Here is a 19,213-nt window from a genome sequence, read left to right as displayed (position 1 = left end):
CGGCTCGCGAGACAGGGCTCGCTCACGGTTGCGGGTCAGCGCCGGCTTTTACCGGCTTCCCCCCGAACGGGACGCATTCAGTTGTGTGCCCGGCACACCGGGTGTCGACACCGTACCGTGCGGTCACCCTACGGTGCCAGACGGCGTCGACACCCGGCAGGCGTCAGCGGCTCATCAGCCCGATCTGCAGGTCAGGGGGCGGTGATGCTGGGTGCCACACCGGCACCGAAGGACCATCCCTCGACCGTGCCCGGCGCCGGGTTGTAACTCGTCGCCCCCAGCGTGCTGTACGTCCAGGCGGCGCCGCTGCCCGAGGCGTGCCAGTACGACCAATACGCGCTGGCCGGCGGGGTGTTGACGCAGGGCTCAGTCGCGGCGGTCGGTTGACCGTTGATCCGACAGACGAACCCCAGGCCCCACCGCTGCGTTCCGGTCACCGTGAAGCCGGCGCCCTGCAGCGCGGCAAGCCCGGTGGCCGGGTCACCGAGAGCACACGCCACCTGGACGCCGCCACCGAGCGGACCGTAGTCGACCACCACGGTGACACCGGACGTCCCGGTGCACGCGGCGGCCTGCGCAGCCCGCGGGGACGGTTCGACAGCGATCAGTCCGAGAGCGACTACGGCGGTGGCCAGCACACCGGCGAGCCACCTACGGACGGGAATCTGGACAAAGGACATGGACACTCCTTCGAGGGGACGGGCGCTGTCTGGACCGTCAGCGGCAGCGCAGGATGGGGGCACCGGGAGACGCGGTGGCCGTGGTGAGCCGGGCATATCCGGTGCCGGTCAGGCCGAGCACGGCCTGGGCGGTGGCGCGGGTGGCGGTCGCCGGGTCGAAGACCCCACCGTCGAAATCAACCGCTCCCCGGTCGGCCACCGGCGCGGCGCAGCCGACCTGTAGTCCGGCCAGGAAGAGCCGGGCCCGCAGCCAGGCCACCGGCCGACCCCCGTCGCGCAGCGCCTGCGCCGCCAACCCGGTGCTGTTCGCATTCGCGACCCCGCCCGCGCTGGCGAAACCGCCGTCGACGCGCTGCACGGAAACCAGCCAGCGCAGCCCCGCAGCGGCGTCGGCCGACCGGCCGGCGGCACGCAACGCCTGCACCACGACGGCGGTGGCATCCACATCGGAGACACAGACCGGCTGCGCCGCCAGCAGCGGATAGCCGCCGTCGGGGCACCGCGTGCCGGCCAGCCACCCGGCGGCGGCCGCCGGCACGCCCTGCGTGGTCCGGTCCAACGCGAGGATGGCGAACGACTGGCTGAACGCGTTGCTGAAATCACCCCACGCCGACAGGTCGGTGAAACGGCCACTGGGCGACTGGAGCGAGCGCAGCCGGGCGATGAGATCCACACCGCCGACGTCAGTCGGGTCACCGCCGCGCACCGCGACCGCGAGGGCAAGCTTGGCGGTCGCACCCGCGTACGCCTCGGTGACTCCGTCGCCGATGTACCCGTCGCGAACGCCCGGTCGGGTGACCCAGGCCAGGGCCTGGGCGCCGAAGTCGTCGGCGGCACCGGCGGCAGCGAACGCGAAGACCGCGTCGAGGGTCAGCCCCTGGTCCGGGTACGCGACGCCGTCGAAGACGGTCTCGAAACGTTCCCCGTCAACGAGTTGGCGGGCCAGCCAACCAGCGGCCGCATCCGGCCGGACGGCACCCACCTGAGTGGGCGCGGCGACCGCCGGGGTGGCCAGGGTGAGAGCGGCGAGTACGCCGCAGAACAGGGCGAGCAGGCGGTGCCGGCTCAGGCGGACGACCATCGGAAGCGCCTTTCCGGCCCGGCGGTCATCAGAACCCGGCCCGCCCGGCGAGGGCGCGACTGGCCGGCCTCCGACCCGTGGGCCACGACGGGTGAGGAGCAGGACTCGCGGGCACGGCAGGTATTCGGGCTCGCCACCAGGGATACCCCTGGCGGCCCACCGTTGCGGGCCAGCGCCGGACTTCGACCGGACTTCCCCCGCACGCACACGCGGCTGTTCAATTGTCGCGCCAGTCTCGTCCACCCCACAGCCGCTGTCAATCCGCGACCAGACACGCACCGTATGTCACCGTGACGGGTGGGGACCCCCTCCAGCCGGATCAGCCATCCGACGTGACCGCCACAAGGGATTAAGAACAACCATCGATCCCCGGAGCATACCGGTCGGTGAGCAGGTCTGCGTAAAGGTCGGCCTCGTCCGGGTGCGGATGGGGAAGCTCAGTCCGGATCGGGCTCGGCTCCCGATTACCTGGGTCGCCACACTCGGTAAAGCTCCTCATTCCACCGGCTGCGCCGTGACCATCGACCGGCTTCCCTGGGCAGTGGTCAGGGCTGGGTGGCGCGGTGTCTGGCGCGGTGGGCGCGGACGTGGTGGCGGGTGGCGCACCGGTCGGAGCAGAACCGGCGGCATCGGTTGCTGCTGTCGTCGAGGAACGCGGTCGGGCACCGTGGTTCCGCGAGACGCCGAGCCGGTCGATACCCCGTTCACACAGCCACACGGCGAGTCCCCACACGGCGGCGGCGACGTACTCGACCGAGCGCGGTGTGCCAGGTGTGGCGACGTGCACGGCCAGTCGACCGCCGAGGTGCCGGAGATCATTGGCCGGAATCGGTACCGGGCCAGCAGGGCTTTGAGCTCGTCCACCGCCTCCCGCTCGCCGCCTGCCGTCACGCTCTGGAACACCTGACGCAGGCGATGTCCGACCACCTGCAGCCTGTGCAGGTCGGTGTCCACGACGGCGGACAGTGGGGGATGGTCGGCCAGCAGCGTCCGCGCGTCGGTGAGATCGTCGAGCCGTGCGTTGGCCAGTGCCATCGCCCGCAGGGCGAGTCGATAGCTGTCGGCCAGCCCGCTGCGGTTGCCCGTGCCGGCGCCGCGGGCACGGGGTGGGCGCTCTGATCCCACCGTCGTCGGGGCCGACCGTACGCCGACGGGTTGTGCCCTTATCGGGTCGCTGTCCGGCACCCCGCGCACCGTCCGTAGACGACGACACCGCCGGGCTGGGCGGGCAGATCTGGCCCGACGGCGCGTGCGGTGGCGAGGCTCGCGTCGACCGCTTCGGGCGACTGCCGCATGTCGCCGCAGGCGCCACAGACGGCGTGGTGGTGCGCGTCGTCGGCGAGACCGAGCGTGGTCGTTCGGCCGACCGGCACGGTGTGCGCGGTGCCCCACTCGACCAGTTGCCGCAGCACCGGATGCACTGTCGACAGTTCCACGGCCACACCATGGGCGAGCAGCGCGTGGTGCAACTCGGTCACGGTGAGGTGCCCGCGGCCGCCTACCGCATGGGCGAGTTGGTCGAGCACTCCTCGTCGGGCGGCGGTGTTACGTAGGCCGGCGCGACGCAGCCGCCGCACCGCGGCGTTCACGCGGTCGGTCTTCGATGTGGTCAACCGCCCTCCTCGCCGCGCCATCACCGCTTCTATTGCAAGATAGTGGCAAGAGCATCATCTTGGCAGCAACCCTGGAGGAACTCTGATGGCTGTCTACACCCTGCCCGACCTGCCCTACGACTACGGCGCGCTGGAGCCGGCGATGTCGGGACAGATCCTGGAACTGCACCACGACAAGCACCACGCCGCGTACGTCAAGGGCGCCAACGACGGTCTGGAGCAGCTCGCCGAAGCCCGCGCCAAGGGCGACTTCGGCACGCTGGTCGGCCTGGAGAAGACGTTCGCGTTCAACCTCTCGGGTCACGTGCTGCACTCGATCTTCTGGGGCAACCTGTCCCCAGACGGCGGTGACCGCCCCGACGGCGAGTTGGCAGCGGCGCTCGACGAGCACTTCGGCTCGTTCGAGGCGTTCGCCGGCCAGTTGTCGGCGGCGACCAAGGGTGTGCAGGGTTCCGGCTGGGGCGTGCTGGCCTGGGAGCCGCTCGGGCAGCGACTGATCGTGGAACAGGTCTACGACCACCACGGCAACGTAGGCCAGGGCACCACGCCGCTGCTGGTCTTCGACGCCTGGGAGCATGCCTACTACCTGCAGTACAAGAACGTGCGACCGGACTACGTGGACCGGTTGTGGAGCCTGGTGAACTGGTCGGACGTGATCGCCCGGTTCGATGCCGCCCGCGCCGCCGCGCCGAAGATCTGACCGGCGTGACCGGCCTCACCCCGGCCGCGGCGGAACTGGTGCAGCGCGCTGCCGGGGTCATCGCGGCCAAGCATCGCGGTGACCTCGGCGGTGCCGAGGAACTCCTCGCCGCGTTCAGTTCCGAGCAGGCCAAGACCCTCGGTTTCTACCTCTTGGCGGACCTGAGCCTCGGACTGCTCCGCGCGCAGAGTGGCCAGTCCTTGGACAACCTCGTCCGAGAGCTGTCCCTGCTCGTCGCCGCCACCGCGACACCGCCGGACAACTGACCGGGGTGGTGATCCGGTCGGGTGTCGCCGGCGGCACCGACCGGATCACCGCCTGTCACGCCTGCCCTCCCGCCGCACCGGCAGCGCCCGGGCGAGGCGCTCGGGTCGAGGTCGCCGGAACCAACCTGACCCGCCTGCGGGGACGGCGACTGCGCGCCGTACGACACCGGCTCGGCTTCGTCGCCCAGGACCCATACGGTGCCCTGCACCCGGCGATGACGGTCGCGGACCTCGTCGCGGAGCCGTTGCGGATCGCCGGTACCCCCCGCCACCTGCACCCGACCCGGATCAGCCGAGCCCTCGACCTGGCCGGACTCCCTACCGACCTGGTCGACAAACGTCCCGATCAGCTGTCGGGTGGACAGCGGCAACGAGTCGCCATCGCCCGCGCCCTTGCCGGTGATCCGGTGCTGTTGATCGCCGACGAGGCCACCTCCATGCTGGATGTCTCCACCCGGGCCGGCATCGCCGCGACCCTGCGCCACCTCGCCGACGGCATCGGCCTGGCCGTCCTGTTCATCACCCACGACCTCGGTGAGGCCGTGCAGAACTGCGACCAGATCATCGTGCTGCACGAAGGGGTGCCGGTCCAGCAGGGCACCCCCGGCGAAATCATCGCCCGCCCGAACCCGGCTACCCGGCGGACCTGATTGCCGCCGCGCGTCAGCACGCGGGGCCATCAGCCGTGCCGAGCGGATAGGCCCATTCCCTCTTCGCGGGATCAGTCGCTGATCAGGCGGCGCTGGTGGGTGAGCGGATGAGCTTTGAGTAACTCGGTCCGCCGTCGGCATGCTCATGGCCCGCAAACTGCCGCCGCGGACACCCCACACACCTTCCGCAAACCGTCGCCACCCTCATCAACGAAAGAGCGCCGCCGCACAACTTGGCCACTCCAGCGAAGAGGTCACCACCACCTACTACATCCGCCAAACCCGTCCAAGTCCCAGACGTCTCCGACGTCCTGCAACGCCTCGCCGCCCACCCCAACCGGCAACACACATCCCCACACCCAACGATGCACACCGATGACAAACTTGAATGCCGCACCCGGTAAACGGGGGGTTTTCGGGGGACGGTTCAAAACATCATAGAAGAAAGTCGAAGCCCTGACCGCGTTTCCGCTGGTCAGGGCTTCCTCTTTGTCGGGACGGCCGGATTCGAACCGACGACCGCTTGCCCAGGCCAGTATTGCTTCATCCTCCGGCAACGCCGCAAGCAGCGGCCCAACCACTGCGAACCAGCGCAGATCCCCCTCGGCGACGAGCGCACCCATCACTGCAGACGCGATGCCCACCACTCGCCCGGTCCGAGGAAGGTCCGGCAGGAGCAGGAAAACGCCGAAATGCGAGGGCAACCGCGCACGCGGCCTCGGCCCAGCAGTCCGGTCTGACCCCGGAGACGTCGAGCGTGGTCAGCTCCTCGACCAGCTCGCCGGCTTGGTCCTCGGCGCCGCGGTCGATGGCATCCATGAGCAGCAGCGCGACGAGCCGGATATGGGCCACCTTGATCATGTCGAGCAGCTGGACGCTCTCGGTCGCATATATGACCTTGCGACCATCGAACTCGGTTCGCAGGTTGGCCAGACCGTGTTCGGCGAAGTCGACAGCCTCATCGCGGTGACCGGTCTGCCGGAGCAGCCACGCGATGTCGGCCGTCGTGCCGTCGATCGGGGGATTGTCCCGGCCAGCGAGCAACCGCGCGGTCCCGATGTAGCGGGCCACCGCGGCCGTCCCGCCGGGATCGGGGTCCGTCATCCGCAGGGCCTGCAGGAGCATGTCGGCGCGGCGCAGCAACTCGGCCGTCGCGTCCGGATCCCCGTCGACCGGGAGTTGTATCTGCCCCGCGGCTGGTGCGACGACCCCGCTCGCCGCGCTGAAGCCGGCATCGCCACGAGCGTCGAGTTCGCCACAAAGCCCACGCTGGGCCTGCGGATGATTGAACGTGCCATCGCCGCCGGCCTGTTAGCGAAGTGGGTCACCGCGGACGAGGCATACGGGCAGGACTCGAAATTCCGGACGTGGTTGCAGCAACAGCGCATCGGCTACGTCCTGGCCGTGCCCCGCAACCAGCGGGTCCCCACCACGGTCGGCAACTCCCGCCTGGACGTCCTCGCCGCCAACGCGCCCACCCTGGCATGGAAGCGCCGCAGCTGCGGCGACGGCGCCAAAGGACCACGACTCTACGACTAGTACTCCAACGTCACTTGGGTTCGGCGTTGGGCGTGGCGCGGGTATGAAGACGGCCACCGCGTTGATCATCGATGGTTTGTGAGGACAATCGAAGATCGTGCGGTGGCCGCGTGCCACAGCGTAGACCCTGCCGGATGGCGGGTGATCCTGGACGAGGCGGTAACGCGTGTCGCTGACCGGTTCGTGCGGGCTGAGCCCCGTCGAACCGTCGGGCAGTTCGTGGAAGGACTGCTGTCGGGCGTGGAACGCAAGACGTGCTGGTCCCTGGCGGAGCGGGCGGGTCACGACGATCCGCAGGCGATGCAGCGGCTGCTGCGCACGGCGGTGTGGGACGCCGACTCCGTCCGCGACGACGTTCGGGCCTGGCTGATCGAACAGCTCGGGCACCCTGACGCGGTGCTGGCCTGCGACGAGACCGGCTTCCTGAAGAAGGGCCTGTCCTCGGTCGGGGTGCAGCGGCAGTACACCGGCACCGCCGGTCGGATCGAGAACAGCCAGGTCGGGGTGTTCCTGGCCTACATCGCCCCGCACGGGCGGGCGATGATCGACCGTCGGCTCTACCTACCCGAGACGACCTGGTGTCAGCAGCCCGACCGCCTCACCGCCGCCGGCGTCCCCGACCAGGTCGGGTTCGCCACGAAGCCTGCGCTGGCCCGGCAGATGATCGCCGCCGCCCTGGACGCCGGAGTCCCGTTCGGGTGGGTTACCGGCGACGAGGTCTACGGCGCCGACCCCGGACTGCGCGCTGACCTCGAACACCGCGGGATCGGCTACGTCCTGGCCGTCGGCTGCGACCGACGCGTGGACGTCAACGACGGCCGCACCCTCATCCGCGTCGACGACCTCGCCGACCGGATCCCCAGCCGCGAGTGGCAGCAGCACAGCTGCGGACCCGGGGCGAAAGGACCACGCGAGTACCTGTGGGCCTGGATCACCACCGCCACCAGCCCCGGTGAGCATCGATGTCTGCTGATCCGCCGCAACCGCAGTACCGGTGAGCTGGCCTTCTATCTGTGCTGGTCACCCCGCCCGGCGCCGCTACACACCCTCGTCACCGTCGCTGGTTCCCGCTGGAGCATTGAGGAGCTGTTCCAGACCGGCAAAGGCCAAGTCGGCCTGGACCACTACCAGGTCCGAGGCTGGACCGGCTGGCACCGCCACATCACCTTGGCCATGCTCGCCCTCGCCGTCCTGACCATTCTCGCCGCGCGGCAGCCCGACACCGACCCAGAGATCATTCCGCTGACCGTCGCCGAGATCCGCCACCTCTTCAACGCCTTCGTCCTCGCCGTGACGCTCCCACCAGAGCACATCCTGCACTGGTCGGTCTGGCGACGAACATCCCAAGCCCGAGCCCGCCGATCCCACTACCAGCGCAGACAGGCGAAGTGACGTTGGAGTACTAGCCGGTTAGCCATGCCCGTCACGTCTACGGCGGTAGTACCCACACCGTGGGTCGCCTCAGCCCGACCCCTGCCGTCCGCTGCTCGGGCGTCGCTCGACTGCCCACCCCACCGGTTGCCGTCCTCGCAGGAACGTCTCGTCCTGGCTGCAGCTGTCACCGCGCACCCCGGGTCCGTACGCAATTTCTCTGATGTCCCCGGCAACGGTGAGCGGCCAGAATACGGTGGCCGCCGACCTGCGGAGGAAACCATGCGCTACCAGTTGCTCGGAGCATTGCGGATCGCCGATCCCGCACCTCGCACGATTACCGCGCCGAAGGTGGAAACGCTGTTCGCCACGCTCCTCATCCGGGCCAACCACACCGTCACCACCGACGAACTCATCGCTGAGCTGTGGGGCGAGAACCCTCCCCGCCACGCCCGCACCGCGCTGCACGTCTACGTTTCGCAGATCCGCAAGCAGATCCCGAGCCCGCGCCCCGGCGCAGCGGTGCTGCACACGAAGCCGCAGGGCTACCAGATGGAGGTCGACGAGAACCTCGTCGATGCTGTCGAGTTGCAGCGGATGCACGCGCTGGGCAGGTCGTTGCTGGAAACCGACCCGGAGGCGGCCCTGGTCCCGCTGCGCCACGCGGTCGGGCTGTTCCGGGGTCCCGTGCTCGCCGGCATCCGCAACGGCCTCGTGGTCGGTAACTTCGCCGAATGGGCCGAGGATTCCCTGGCCCGCACCGTCCTGCGCGGCGAGGCCGACCTGCGCACGGCGGCGACCCACTCCTGGCACGGCCGGGCGCTCGGTGACGCCTTCACCGCGTCACTGACCGAACGCGCAACCATTCCGGCGGATCAGCGCGCCGAATGGGAGCGGCAGGCGCAGCTGCTCCGCGACGCGGGTGCGGCGCTGACCGTCGAACCGATGCCTCCGGACGGGGCTGCCGGCGACGGCCGGGAGGAACGGCGGTGAACGCCGGCACACGGTGGAAGCTCGCCGTCCCGTTGATCGGCTTGAGCCTGCTGATGGTGGTCCCGGCCGTCGGCGGCACCTGGGTGTTCTGGTCGGAGTTCGGCACCACCTACCGGGCACTGAGCGTGGTCATCTGCCTGGCTCTGCTGGCACAGCTGGCGTTGGCGGTGTCGATCGGCGTACGGCCGACCCGGGACGTGCCCTGGCTACGGATCGGACTGATGGCGGTCACCTTCCTGGTGGCCTGCGGTGTCGCAGCGGTACGGAGATCGGTCTGACCGGTTTCGCGCCGCAGCGGATCGTTGCTGTCACCGTTGCGGCCCTGCGGCTGCCGTGACCTGCCGGGCGGCTTCGGCCGTTGCTCTGCGCCCAGGGGTGATTCGGGTTTGCGGGCGAGGGTGGAGGTGAACTGGTAGCCGCGCAGCGCCACACCGGGGTCGGTCATCAGCTCACCGAACCGGGTCAGGTCGGCATCCTCCAGGTCGGTGGCGGGTAGGAGCCGGTCGTGCAGTTGGTGGGCGTTGTCGGCCAACAGCAGGCATCCGGGGCCGCCGCCGGTCCACGTGTCGGCGCGGGTGAGGCTGTGCACGTGTGTCATGCCCGCGTCGAGCAGGTGGGCATGGACGCGGTTGCCCCAGTCCAGGTCGGTGCCGCCGTCGGAAAGGATGTCGAGGATGGCGTGGATGACCCGGTGGATCAGGTCCCCGTCGTCGTCGGCGGGTGCCCGGTGGATCACGGGCCGGCTGTAGACGATCTCGCCGACCGCCAGCCACCCACCTGGTCGTAGGAGCGCGGTCATCTGCCTCAGCAGGTCGGTGCGGTTGTCGAGGTGCTCCAGCACGCAGCGGGCGTGGATGAGGTCCAGGCTGCCGGGTGCGATCGGCAGGTCGAGCCCGTGGCGGAGGTCTCGGCGGTAGACGTCGATGATGTTGGTGGGGTCGAGTAGGCCGGTGTCGAGGTCGACGGCGATGACCGCGCCGGTGGGGCCGACGGTGTCGGCGAGGTGTCTGGTGATCGAGCCCGCGCCCGCGCCGACGTCCAGGGCCCGCCAGCCGGGTCGGATGGGGATCTTGGCGAGGTCGTGGCGGGTGATGGGGTCGAGGACCTGTTGCAGGGGGCCGAGCTGGGCCGGGGCATTGCGGAACTGGTAGGCCGTGGTGGTCACCGGGCATCTCCTTCGGGCATGGGTAGGCAGGGTGTGGCGGGCAGATGCGGTTCGTTTCGTGTTCGCCGTCGATGTTGCGGGCCTGACGGTGGTGGGCCGGGTGGCTCCCACCAGCGGGCGTCGACGCGGCTGTGGCCGAGGAAGAGCCGGTAGCTGATGGCCCGCCAGCCGCCGGCCGGGTCGGGGCGGGCGGTTTCGTAGGCGAGGATGTCGCCGGTGATCGGATGCACGACGAGCAGGCCACGCCGTCCTTCGTTGTCGGTGGCGGTGATGCCGACGCCGACGCGGCCGGCGCGGTGGGATACCCGCCGGTAGCCGACGAGTTCGTTGTATTGGGCCAGGGTGGTGAGGGCCGTGGCCCGGTCGGCGCGGCGCAGAGTGTGCCAGGAGGCGAGGTCAGCGACGGCCCGCAGGGCGTCGGCGGGGGTGTAGTAACGGCCGTCGTCGTGACGCAGGAGAGCGTGTACGACGAACGGCAGCTGCGGGTTGAGGATGAGATCGGCCGGGATGTGAGGAGGGACGTGGCCCGCGTGCCACCAGTCCTTACTCACGGGCATGGGGCCGGGCGGGTATTCGGTGGCGAGTTGCGCGTCGGAGAGGTCGTCGGCAGTCCATCGGAGGATTTCCCACACCGTTCCCGGCTCCCCTGAAGACGAGATGCCCCGCCATTGCCGGTAGCGGATGAGGTCGTAGCGGCCTGGCATGGTGTCGCACGGGCTGGTGGTGATGGTGTCGGCGAGAGCCCTCAGGGCGGGGCAGGCCGGCTGTGGGTAGGCCAGCCGGGTGGCGGGTGACCGGTCGTTGGGGGCGGCGGACGAAGCCATGTCGAGGTGCGGTGACACCGGCATCGAGCACGGCCCTGGGACGGTGGCGGGTGCCGGCCGGACAGGCGATGCGGCCACGGTGGCGGCGGTGGTCAGCAGCAGGACGGCGACCAGCATTGCCGCGTTTCGCGCCGCGATGGTGTCGGTGGTCATTGGCAGGGCTCCGCGGTCTCGTCGCCGGGGTCAGTGAGGGTGAGGTGTCGGCGCAGCAGGTGGCTGGCCGCGGTGCTGGTGTGGGTGTGGCCGAGGAGCTTCCCGGCGGCGAGGACGTGGATGGTGTCGGCGATCGTCGCCGCCACATTGGCGTGTGGAAGCGCGGCGAGGACGATCACGCCTCGTGCGGGCAGGCCCCGCAGGACGGTGGTGATCTGGTCGGCGACGGTAGGGGCGAGGCCTTCGGTGGGTTCGTCGGCCAGCAGCAGTCGGGGTGCGGTGCGCAGGGCGCGGGCGATGGTGAGCATCTGTTGTTCGCCGCCGGAGAGCTGGTGGGCGCGGTGTCCCATGCGGGCGGCCAGCGGCGGGAACATCGTCAGGAGTTCCTCGACGGTCCAGGCCTCGTCGCGTCCTGCGGTGGGCTGTGCGGCGGCGAAGTGCTCGGCGACGGTCAGCGAGGGCCACAACCGGCGGCCCTGTGGGGCGAGTGCGACACCGGCGCGGGCGGCGGCGGTGGGGTGCCAGCCGGTCACGTCTCGGCCCTCGAGATGGATGGTGCCGCCGCGGGGGTGCAGGTGGCCGGCGAGGGTGTGCAGCAGGGTGGTTTTGCCGGCTCCGTTGGGTCCCACCAGTGCGTGCACGCCGGGGTGGCGCAGGTCGAGGGTGAGGTTGTGGAGTACGGGGGCGCCGTGGGGGTAGGCGACGGTCAGGTCACGGATGTGCAGCATGGCCACCTCCGGTGCCGAGGTAGAGAGCGGCGACGCCCGGGTCGGCGCGCACGGTGTCGGCGGGGCCGTCGGTGTGCCGGCGGCCCTGGTGCAGCACGGTGATCCAGTCGGCGACCGCGGCGACCACGTCCATGTGGTGTTCGACGAGGACCACGGCGATCCAGCTGGGCATCCGGTGGATGACGTCGATCAGGCGGCCGGTTTCGGTGTCGGTGAGTCCGGCTGCGGGTTCGTCGAGCAGCAGGATCCGGGGTTGGCCGGCGATCGCGACGGCCAGGTCGAGCATCCGCCGGTGCCCGTGCGACAGAGAACCGGCGTGTTGGTGGGCGTGGTCGGCCAGACCGACCAGGTGCAGCGTCTCCATGGGGGTGCGGTCGGGGTTGCGGCGATGGTGCCAGCCGCCGATCCGCACGCAGTCGAGGCAGGTGAGGTCCGGCCAGAGGGTGGGGTGTTGGAAGGTGCGGCCGATGCCGGCACGTGCCCGCCATTCGGCGCCGTGTCGGGTGACGGTGTGGCCGTTGTAGGTGAGCTGGCCGGTCTGGGCTCGGATGGTGCCGGCGAGCACGCCCAGGAGAGTGGACTTGCCGGCGCCGTTGGGTCCGATGACCGCGTGCCGGTCGCCGGGGGCGATGGTGAACGTGTCGAGGTCCAGCACCGTGAGCGGCCCGTAGGCGTGGCGCAGACCGGAGGCGACCAGCCCGTTGCCGTGGGCGTGATCGGGATCGCGGCCGCTGCGCGGCGAGGGCGGCTGGTCCGGTTCGACGCGGTGGACGGTCCTCATGACGTCCTCCTGACGCTCGCGTTGGCGGGTGCGGGCGGCGCACTGTACGGGCCTGCGGACAGCTGGCGGCGGAGGCGGGTGGGTAGGGCGGTCAGGCCGCCGGGCAGCACGTACACGCCGATCACGAACAACGTGCCGAGCAGCAGCGGCGCGTGGCCGGGAACCTCGACGGCGACGATGTCGCGGACGATGAGCACGATCACCGCCCCGACGGCCGCGCCGATGAGGGATCGGGCGCCGCCGATGACGACGGCGAGCAGGGCCAGGGCGGCGACACCGAAGCCGACATCGGCGGGGGTGATCCACCGGTGGGTGTGGATCAGCAGGGCGCCGGCGATTCCGGCCAGTCCTCCGGCGGCGGTGTGGACCATCCACAGGTTGGCGTAGACGAGATGGCCGCTGGCGCGGGCCCGGTCCTCGTTGGTCCGGGCGGCGGTGAGCAACATCCGCCGGTCTCCGCGCAGCAGCCACACGGCCACGAAGGTGACCGCCACCGCGATCGTCGCGGCGTAGAGCAGGACCGTGCGGTCGCCGTCCAGCGGTGGTAGGCCGGGCAGGAGGCGGGGTGCGGGGATACCGGCGAGGCCGTCGGTGCCGCCGCTGACCGCCCGCCACTGCCCGGCGGTGATCGCGGTCACCTCGGCGACCGCGAGGCTCAACATGAGGAAGACCGTGCCCCGGTACCGGACCAGGACCGTCCCGATCAGGCCCGCGACGACCGCACCGCCGACAGCCGCGCAGAGCAGGTGCACGGCGGCGAGGTCGATGCCGGTCAGGGCGAGGCGGGCGGTGAGGTAGGCGCCGACGGCGTAGGGGGCGACCTGGCCCAGGGTGGGCAGGCCGGCGTGCCCGGTGACCACCGCGACGCTGACCGCCAGCAGCGCGAGGGGCAGCATCCGGGCGACGGTGGTGTGCAGGTATGAGGCCGGTGACATCGCCACCGCCGTAACCGCCCCAGCGGCGAGCGCGGCCGTGGCACCCCTCCTCAGCAGCGGCACTGTCCGGTCGGCGGCGAACGCCCGGGTGAACGCGCTCATGAGGCTGCCCCGTTCGGGACAGTGGGGCGGCGGGCCACGAGGGTCACGGTCATCGCGGCGATGAGCAGATACGGTGCTGCCGCCGGGACGGTGACCACGCCGACGGTCTGCACCACCCCGACCCCGATCGCGGCGGTGACAGCGCCGGGTACCGAACCGAGGCCACCGCAGACCACGATGATCAGCGACAGCAGCAGCGTCGTGTCGGCGGTACCGGGACCGACGCCGAGGATCGGGGTGGCAAGGGCACCGGCCAGCCCGGCCAGGGCTCCGGACGTCACCAGGACGGCGGCGTCCACGGTACGGGGGTTGACACCGATCCCGGCGACCATCGCCCGGTCGTCGACCGTGGCCCGGATCAGCCGACCCGCGCGGCTGCGGTGCAGCACCACATACCCGGCGGCGGCCACCAGCACGGCGACGGCGAGCACGGCGAGCCGGTCGACCGGATACCGGTACCCCGCCACCATGACGGCGCCTTCCAGCGCGGCGGGCATCCGGGGCCGCAGCACGTCCGAGCCGAAGATCGTGGTCAGCAGGTTCCCGCCGATCAGCGCGATACCGAAGGTCAGCAGCGCCTGATCCAGGTGCCCGCGTCCGCACAGCCTGACGGTGGCGGCGGCGAGGACTCCCCCGCCGGCCGCGCCTGCGACGGCGGCGAGGACGATGGCGGCGACAAGGCTGGCCCATGTGCCTGCGGTGGTCGTCACGGCGATGTAGCCGCCGGCGGCGATGAGGACGCCGTGCGCGAGGTTCAGTACTCCGCCGGCACCGAAGGCCACGGTCAACCCGGCAGCGGCGATGGCCAGGAGCAGCCCATAGGCGACCCCGTCAACGACGGTGATCACGAGCGTGTCCACGTGCACGGCACCTCCCTTCGTGAACCCTGGTGGCTCAGGTGGTGGGCAGGGTGGTGAGGTCCTGCAGCAGCACGTTGGACAGGACCGGTCCGTCGGGTCTGACCTCGCGCAGGTACCAGCGCTGCACCGGACGGTGCTCGGTGGGGTGGAACTGCCAGTCCCCGCGTGGGCTGTCGATCCGCCCCACCGTGGCGATCGCGGTGTTGAGTGTTTCGCCGGTGACGGGGCCGTCGACGGCGGCCAGGGCGCGGTCGAGGACGGCGGCGGCGTCGTAGGAGGCCATCGCGAACGTGGTCGGTTGTCCGGGGTAGCCGGCGGCGGACCAGGCGGCGACGAACTGCTGGTTCGCCGCGTGCGGCAGGGTCGGTGAGTAGTTGAGGACGTTGCGGATGCCGGTGGCGGCCATGCCCTGGGCGTCGAGCACGGATCCTTCGGTGAGGAATCCGGCCGCGTACAGCGGTACGTCCTTGAGGGCGGACTGCCGGTACTGCTTGACGAACGCGACAGCCGGACCACCGGCGTAGAAGGTGTACACGGCGGCCGGTCGGGTTTCGGCGGCCTTGTTCAGGTACGGCAGGAAGTTCTCCGTGGCCGGGAACGGTGTGAACACGGTCTTCCCGTCCGGGTTGGCGAGTCTCCCACCGAGGGTGGTGAACGTGTCGGTGAAGCCTCGTAGCTCGTCCCAGCCGCCCTGGTAGTCCGGGCCGATCGCGTACACCGTGCCGTCACCCACCTCGGCTTTGATGTGGGCGGCGATCGCGATGCCCGGCTCGTCGGAGTTGTAGGAGGTGTGCCAGGTGTAGGACAGGTCGCGGGGTTTACCGGCGACGGGGGCGAATTCGGGGCGGGCGTTCGCGCCGAGCAGGGGGATGCGTCGTTCGTGGGTGAGGGTTTGGACCTTGTCGACGGTGGCGCCGCCGACCAGCCCGGTCACCGCCACCACCCGGTCGCGTTCGAGGAGTTTCTGGGCGGCGGGGACGGCGGTGGCGGGGCCGTCACCCTCGTCGGCGACGACCAGGTCGATCTCACGGCCGCCGAGCCGACCGTCGTGGGTGTCGAGGTACAGCTGGAAGCCGCGCCGCATGTCCTCCCCGACGCTGGTGTAGATGCCCGACAGCGACACCAGCAGTCCGATCCGCACCCGGTCGGGATCGCCGGTGCCGCTGCCGCACGCCGCACCGGCGGCGAGAAGGCTGGTGGCGGTGACGGCGGCCAACGCGTGTCGCAGCCGTGCACGGACACGTTGCATGAAGTGCTCCTTCTTTTTGTTCAGAGGTGAAGCGGGCCGGGTGGTCAGGAGGCGACGCCGGCCGGGGCCTGTGTGGTGGCGATGACGTGCTCGACCAGGGCGATGAGCAGGTGGCGGACGCTGTCGCGGTCCCGGGCGTCGACCTCGACGATCGGCACATCACCGGCGAGCGTGAGCGCGTCACGGATCTCGCCCGGCGAGTGGACACGCGTGTCGGGGAACTGGTTGACCGCCACCACGAACGGCAGCCGCCGGTTCTCGATGTAGTCCAGGTGCCGGAACGAGTCCGCGAGCCGGCGGGTGTCGACCAGCACGACCGCGCCGACGGCACCACGCACGATCGCGTCCCACATGAACCAGAACCGTGCCTGCCCCGGCGTGCCGAACACGTACACCGTGACGTCGTTGATCGCGAGGCGACCGAAGTCCATGGCCACCGTCGTGGTCACCTTGCCCGGACGGTGCGACACATCGTCGCCACCGGCTGACATGCGGGCCTCGGTGGTCAGGGGCACGATGTCCGACACCGCCCCGACCAGGGTGGTCTTACCCACCCCGAGTGGCCCGGTCAGTACGATCTTCAACCCCGGTGGCGGGTTCGTGGACGGACGGACCGGCCTGGCGGGCATGGTCATCGTGCGCCGGCCGCCGCGGCAGCGAACGACGGGTTCAGGTAGGAGTCACCCACCTGCTCGGCGAAGCGCTCCAGTTCCCCGGTGACGAACGCGAGGTCCGCATCCCGGCGAGCCAGGACGAGCAGCGACGCCCCCCGGCTCAGGCTGGTCAGGATCAGGTAGCCCCGGTCGGTGTCGGTGATGTTGCCCCGCACTGCGCCCGCGTCGAAGTCGCGGGCGGCGCCGTTGAGCAGGCTGTTCAGCCCGGCCGCGACCGCGGCGAGGCGTTCGGCGGCATCCCGGTTGAGCCCCTCGGTCCAGGCCAGCAGCAGCCCGTCAACCGACACCGCGACGGCGTGACTGACCCCGGCGACCACGCGCACGTTGTTGTTCAGCAGGAAACTCAGGTTGTTGTCGCTCATCGTTGTTCTTCTCTCGGCTGGTGGGAGCGGCGGCCGAGGCCGCGCTGGTAGGCATCTGCGGTCTGGGCCAGGCCCGCCGTCGGACGGCAGCGCGCCGCGACAGGAGCAGACCGGAGGGCGGGCGTGAACGCGGTGGTCGGCTGCCGCTTGGGTAGCCCGTTCGAGGTGGTCGCACCGCCACCGAACGGCACGGTCTCGGCGGACACGTGCACGGTGCCGCCTTCCTCGAACCACGCCGATGGGCCGTGCCGTTCACCGGCATGCCGGTAGATAGGTGGTTCCTGCCCGCCCGGGCCGGGCCGCTGCGCGGGGATCTGCGGCAGGGCCTGGGTCGGTGCGTCCACGGGCGCCGGCCGGTCGTACCGGCGGGACGGTCCACCGGGATGAGGTGCGGCGGTGGCGGGCAACACGAGGTGGGAGGCGGGGGTGCCGCCTGGGGGGCGTCTGCCGGCGATCGGTCCTGTCGGCAGCGCCACGCGTTCAGGGATCCGGACGAGAAGCTTGTCGGCGGGGATCTCGACCTCGGCGACCGTGCCGTGCGGTGACGCGGACAGCAGCCGCACCCGCAACCCGTGCGCGGCGGCCAGCAGCGCCACCGTGGCTATGCCCTGCCGGCGGATGTGCTCCACCCCGATCGTCGGTGACGGTGCCGCTAACTCCCGGTTGAGCTGGTCGAGAAGATCGCGTGCGATGCCGTTGCCCGTGTCGGTGACCTGCAGGATCGCCCGGTTACCCATCAGGTGGCCGGAGACGAACACGTCGTCGGGGCTGTAGCGGGCGGCGTTGTCCAGCAGTGACGCCAACAGATGAACCAGATCGTCGATCAAGGCCGGCGGCACGAGCACACGGTCGTCGACCAGCCCGAAGATGATCCGCCGGTAGTCCTGGATCCGGCTCTGCGCCGCCTGCACCACCGTCACCAACTCGGCCGGCTCCTCGTACGCCATCCCGAGCGTCCGGCCCGACAGGACCAGCAGGCTCTGCGTGCCGTGCAGCAGCTGCGCCGCCAGGTTGTCCACCGCGAACAGGGTCTCCAGCGTCGCGGAGTCCTTCTCGTCGCGCTCCGCGCGGTCCAGCTCACCCAGCAGCCGGTTGGTGATCGCCTGACACCGCCGCCCGACCGCCTCCACCGCACCGACCGCCACCTGGCGATGCCGGGCGAGGTCCGTCGAGATCCGGTACGTGGTTCCCGCGAGGCTGTCGAAAGCGGCAGTGACCTCGTCCACCTCATCACGGACCGTCGCCGGAGCCAGGGCTCGCGGTGGCGCCGGTACCGAGCCCGGATCGGTGGGGTCAGCCGACTCCACCCGGCGCACCAGTGCGGGCAGCTCATCCCGGGCCATCCCGGTGACGGCGTCACGCACTCCACGCAGCCGCCGCGCCAACACCCGGCCCTGCCGCCACGCGAACACCGCCGCCGCCGCGAGCAGCACCGCCGCCACCCCGGACAGCACGCCGCTGGCCGTCCACTGCCGCGTCCGCTGCCGCCCGACCTCGGCCAGGATGTCGTCATCGATACGAGACTGCACCTGGTGCAACCGGTCCCGGCGCTCACCGCTGGCGGCCGACCAGCGGCCAGGCGCGACCCGCAGCCGCTGACCGACCTGCGTCCGCGCGATCCCGTCATCGATACGCTGCGCGGCCAGTACCTGCTCGCCGGTCAACGCCTGATCCAGCCATGCCCGCCACCGCGTCGGCGAACGCTGCGACACCACCAGCAGCGCCTCGTCGAACCCGGCCCGCGTCGCCGCCAGGTCCCGTTGCACCGCCTGCGACACCACCCGGCCACGAGCCGCCGCCACCGCCGCCTGCTGGATACCCGCGTACTCCGATGCCTGCGACAACGCCGCAGCCACCCGCAAATGGTCGGCGAGCACACCGTCCGCGCCGCCCACCTGACCCACGGCCTCCCGCACCGCCAAGCCACACGCGATCACCGCCCGGTAGCGCACCAGTACCGCCGTCAACGACGTCGACCGTGCCTTGACCTGTTCCCGCAACGCCGGCAGCAGCCGCAACTGCTCATCCAACGGGCCGACCAGCCGCCCAACCGCAGGCTGCGACATGTCGAGCTCCGCACGGCGCTGCCGGTAGGCGTCAATCGCACGGTCGGACACCGCGCTCTGCTCCAGCACCGCGTTCAACCCGCCACCGGCATCCGAGACCACCGACACCGCGACCTGACGCTCCCGATCAAGCTCGTACAGCACCTCACCGACAGCGGACGACACCGCCACCAGCACCTGGAGACGATCAGCGCTCACCGCCTGCCGCGCCGTCGACGTCACACCCCACGCGGCAAAAAGCACAGTCGCGGACAGCGGGATGGCCAGCAACAGCGCCAGCCTCCGAGCAACACGCACAACGGTCCTTTCCAGGTCTGATCCGGGTATGACGGCGCTGGCCTGCCCAGTAGTGCTGCGGTCCAGGCGGCGTCGTCCCACAAGTCACCCGGTGCCGCCAGCACAAGATCTGCGCCGTAATCGA

At 70.8% G+C, this 19,213-nt stretch carries 20 protein-coding genes and 1 pseudogene; 6 read left to right on the top strand and 15 right to left on the bottom strand.

The features are described 5' to 3' along the window. Positions 1–191: 191 nt before the first annotated feature. The 4 genes and pseudogenes from C1A38_RS05135 to C1A38_RS05120 all read right to left on the bottom strand — a co-directional run bounded on the left by C1A38_RS05135 (position 192) and on the right by C1A38_RS05120 (position 3,374). On the bottom strand, positions 192–686 hold the full coding sequence (locus C1A38_RS05135; RefSeq protein ID WP_199180083.1) for an SCO2322-related protein: 495 nt from the start codon (positions 684–686) through the stop codon (positions 192–194). A 31-nt stretch (positions 687–717) separates the two neighbouring features. Continuing rightward, positions 718–1,761 (bottom strand): prenyltransferase/squalene oxidase repeat-containing protein, encoded by a 1,044-nt coding sequence (locus C1A38_RS05130; protein ID WP_102656675.1) that lies wholly within the window; start codon positions 1,759–1,761, stop codon positions 718–720. A 545-nt stretch (positions 1,762–2,306) separates the two neighbouring features. After that, positions 2,307–2,384, bottom strand: a pseudogene (locus C1A38_RS31645) (CGNR zinc finger domain-containing protein); the annotation flags it as partial. A gap of 540 nt (positions 2,385–2,924) precedes the next feature. Beyond that, entirely contained in the window at positions 2,925–3,374 is a 450-nt protein-coding gene (locus C1A38_RS05120; RefSeq protein WP_158244848.1) for a Fur family transcriptional regulator, read from the bottom strand. Between the two features lie 85 nt (positions 3,375–3,459). Here C1A38_RS05120 and C1A38_RS05115 point away from each other — a divergent pair, with 85 nt between their 5' ends. Genes C1A38_RS05115 through C1A38_RS05105 form a run of 3 tightly spaced genes read left to right on the top strand, consistent with a single transcriptional unit; the run spans position 3,460 to position 4,990 of the window. Next, the gene (locus C1A38_RS05115) at positions 3,460–4,074 is read left to right on the top strand and encodes a superoxide dismutase (RefSeq protein ID WP_102656673.1); all 615 of its coding nucleotides are present in this window, start codon (positions 3,460–3,462) and stop codon (positions 4,072–4,074) included. 5 nt (positions 4,075–4,079) lie between these two features. Next, a complete protein-coding gene (locus C1A38_RS05110) occupies positions 4,080–4,340 on the top strand; it encodes a superoxide dismutase (RefSeq protein WP_102656672.1) in 261 nt (86 codons plus the stop codon). A 5-nt stretch (positions 4,341–4,345) separates the two neighbouring features. Beyond that, positions 4,346–4,990: an ABC transporter ATP-binding protein gene (locus C1A38_RS05105; protein WP_158244847.1), complete on the top strand. Its 645-nt coding sequence runs from the start codon at positions 4,346–4,348 to the stop codon at positions 4,988–4,990. Positions 4,991–5,244: 254 nt separating this feature from the next. Here the strand turns inward: C1A38_RS05105 and C1A38_RS32355 are convergent, their stop codons facing one another. Next, positions 5,245–5,637 carry a hypothetical protein gene (locus tag C1A38_RS32355; protein WP_158244846.1) on the bottom strand — a complete coding sequence of 131 codons (393 nt, stop codon included), beginning with the start codon at positions 5,635–5,637 and terminating at the stop codon, positions 5,245–5,247. A 139-nt stretch (positions 5,638–5,776) separates the two neighbouring features. Here C1A38_RS32355 and C1A38_RS31635 point away from each other — a divergent pair, with 139 nt between their 5' ends. From C1A38_RS31635 to C1A38_RS31630, 3 genes are all read left to right on the top strand, one after another. Beyond that, positions 5,777–6,529 carry a transposase gene (locus C1A38_RS31635; protein WP_233196635.1) on the top strand — a complete coding sequence of 251 codons (753 nt, stop codon included), beginning with the start codon at positions 5,777–5,779 and terminating at the stop codon, positions 6,527–6,529. Between the two features lie 144 nt (positions 6,530–6,673). Beyond that, complete coding sequence (locus C1A38_RS05090; protein ID WP_425559838.1) at positions 6,674–7,921, top strand: IS701 family transposase; 1,248 nt, start codon at positions 6,674–6,676, stop codon at positions 7,919–7,921. Between the two features lie 261 nt (positions 7,922–8,182). Continuing rightward, complete coding sequence (locus C1A38_RS31630) at positions 8,183–8,893, top strand: AfsR/SARP family transcriptional regulator (protein ID WP_233196634.1); 711 nt, start codon at positions 8,183–8,185, stop codon at positions 8,891–8,893. Between the two features lie 109 nt (positions 8,894–9,002). On the opposite strand, the gene C1A38_RS05075 is transcribed toward C1A38_RS31630, so the two are convergent. From C1A38_RS05075 to C1A38_RS05035, 10 genes are read right to left on the bottom strand one after another with little or no spacing between them, the layout of a single operon-like run. After that, complete coding sequence (locus C1A38_RS05075) at positions 9,003–10,058, bottom strand: class I SAM-dependent methyltransferase (RefSeq protein ID WP_146017436.1); 1,056 nt, start codon at positions 10,056–10,058, stop codon at positions 9,003–9,005. Further along, a complete protein-coding gene (locus C1A38_RS30645; RefSeq protein ID WP_146017435.1) occupies positions 10,055–11,035 on the bottom strand; it encodes a hypothetical protein in 981 nt (326 codons plus the stop codon). Before C1A38_RS30645 ends, C1A38_RS05075 begins: the two co-directional genes overlap by 4 nt. Next, entirely contained in the window at positions 11,032–11,763 is a 732-nt protein-coding gene (locus tag C1A38_RS05070) for an ABC transporter ATP-binding protein (protein ID WP_146017434.1), read from the bottom strand. The genes C1A38_RS30645 and C1A38_RS05070 overlap by 4 nt, the downstream gene beginning before the upstream one ends. Beyond that, complete coding sequence (locus C1A38_RS05065; RefSeq protein WP_102656666.1) at positions 11,747–12,544, bottom strand: ABC transporter ATP-binding protein; 798 nt, start codon at positions 12,542–12,544, stop codon at positions 11,747–11,749. Before C1A38_RS05065 ends, C1A38_RS05070 begins: the two co-directional genes overlap by 17 nt. After that, entirely contained in the window at positions 12,541–13,581 is a 1,041-nt protein-coding gene (locus tag C1A38_RS05060; protein WP_102656665.1) for a branched-chain amino acid ABC transporter permease, read from the bottom strand. Before C1A38_RS05060 ends, C1A38_RS05065 begins: the two co-directional genes overlap by 4 nt. After that, positions 13,578–14,441 carry a branched-chain amino acid ABC transporter permease gene (locus C1A38_RS05055; RefSeq protein ID WP_233196633.1) on the bottom strand — a complete coding sequence of 288 codons (864 nt, stop codon included), beginning with the start codon at positions 14,439–14,441 and terminating at the stop codon, positions 13,578–13,580. Before C1A38_RS05055 ends, C1A38_RS05060 begins: the two co-directional genes overlap by 4 nt. Before the next feature lie 34 nt (positions 14,442–14,475). After that, a complete protein-coding gene (locus tag C1A38_RS05050) occupies positions 14,476–15,690 on the bottom strand; it encodes an ABC transporter substrate-binding protein (RefSeq protein ID WP_102656663.1) in 1,215 nt (404 codons plus the stop codon). A gap of 44 nt (positions 15,691–15,734) precedes the next feature. After that, positions 15,735–16,319, bottom strand: a complete 585-nt coding sequence (locus C1A38_RS05045) for a GTP-binding protein (RefSeq protein WP_102656662.1) — start codon at positions 16,317–16,319, stop codon at positions 15,735–15,737. A 2-nt stretch (positions 16,320–16,321) separates the two neighbouring features. Beyond that, positions 16,322–16,726, bottom strand: a complete 405-nt coding sequence (locus C1A38_RS05040; protein WP_102656661.1) for a roadblock/LC7 domain-containing protein — start codon at positions 16,724–16,726, stop codon at positions 16,322–16,324. Continuing rightward, complete coding sequence (locus tag C1A38_RS05035; RefSeq protein ID WP_158244845.1) at positions 16,723–18,990, bottom strand: sensor histidine kinase; 2,268 nt, start codon at positions 18,988–18,990, stop codon at positions 16,723–16,725. The genes C1A38_RS05040 and C1A38_RS05035 overlap by 4 nt, the downstream gene beginning before the upstream one ends. Positions 18,991–19,213 lie beyond the last annotated feature (223 nt).

The organism is Verrucosispora sp. ts21 (assembly GCF_002879555.1).
Classification (GTDB): Bacteria; Actinomycetota; Actinomycetes; order Mycobacteriales; family Micromonosporaceae; genus Micromonospora; species Micromonospora gifhornensis.
The sequence above is the reverse complement of the archived record's forward strand: the minus strand, read 5'-3'. Positions and strand labels throughout refer to the sequence as shown.

What these genes read in the sequence shown, in the direction of transcription:
- C1A38_RS05130 (WP_102656675.1), bottom strand. Translation starts at nt 1,761, where the DNA reads ATGGTCGTCCGCCTGAGCCGGCACCGCCTGCTCGCCCTGTTCTGCGGC.
- C1A38_RS05040 (WP_102656661.1), bottom strand. Translation starts at nt 16,726, where the DNA reads ATGAGCGACAACAACCTGAGTTTCCTGCTGAACAACAACGTGCGCGTG.
- C1A38_RS05060 (WP_102656665.1), bottom strand. Translation starts at nt 13,581, where the DNA reads ATGAGCGCGTTCACCCGGGCGTTCGCCGCCGACCGGACAGTGCCGCTG.
- C1A38_RS05065 (WP_102656666.1), bottom strand. Translation starts at nt 12,544, where the DNA reads ATGAGGACCGTCCACCGCGTCGAACCGGACCAGCCGCCCTCGCCGCGC.
- C1A38_RS05070 (WP_146017434.1), bottom strand. Translation starts at nt 11,763, where the DNA reads ATGCTGCACATCCGTGACCTGACCGTCGCCTACCCCCACGGCGCCCCC.
- C1A38_RS30645 (WP_146017435.1), bottom strand. Translation starts at nt 11,035, where the DNA reads ATGACCACCGACACCATCGCGGCGCGAAACGCGGCAATGCTGGTCGCC.
- C1A38_RS05050 (WP_102656663.1), bottom strand. Translation starts at nt 15,690, where the DNA reads ATGCAACGTGTCCGTGCACGGCTGCGACACGCGTTGGCCGCCGTCACC.
- C1A38_RS05045 (WP_102656662.1), bottom strand. Translation starts at nt 16,319, where the DNA reads ATGCCCGCCAGGCCGGTCCGTCCGTCCACGAACCCGCCACCGGGGTTG.
- C1A38_RS31630 (WP_233196634.1), top strand. Translation starts at nt 8,183, where the DNA reads ATGCGCTACCAGTTGCTCGGAGCATTGCGGATCGCCGATCCCGCACCT.
- C1A38_RS05115 (WP_102656673.1), top strand. Translation starts at nt 3,460, where the DNA reads ATGGCTGTCTACACCCTGCCCGACCTGCCCTACGACTACGGCGCGCTG.